Below are 335 nucleotides of genomic sequence, written 5' to 3'. Positions count from 1 at the left end.
GTGTTTAATCCTGGTCAAACGCTGTTTTATGAGTTCGAAGTGACCAATACGGGCAATGCGAGCATCCCTGAGGCGGACACCTTGACGATCAATGATAACCGGGTTGATCTGGCAACACTGATCTGTCCAGCAATCCCAGTTGGTGGCCTCCCACCGATTGATCCCGATGGTGATGGCACACCAGATGCCTTGGTTGAAGGCGTGAACCTGCTCACCTGTACTGCCAACTATGAGATTGTCGCTGATGATGTCTCTATCGGTTCTGTAACCAACGTTGCCACAGCCAATACAGCCGCAACTGGTGACAGTAATATCGATGATGCCATTTTCCCAAC

The 335-nt window shown here is 50.4% G+C and carries 1 protein-coding gene; it reads left to right on the top strand.

The genetic code is table 11. The features are described from left to right. On the top strand, positions 1–335 hold a 335-nt coding region (locus tag J3L16_RS16060), incomplete at both ends, for a hypothetical protein (protein ID WP_207614067.1).

This window comes from Alteromonas sp. 5E99-2, from assembly GCF_017368475.1.
In the GTDB taxonomy this organism is placed as follows: Bacteria; Pseudomonadota; Gammaproteobacteria; order Enterobacterales; family Alteromonadaceae; genus Alteromonas_F.
This window is presented reverse-complemented; position numbering and strand designations above follow the sequence as displayed.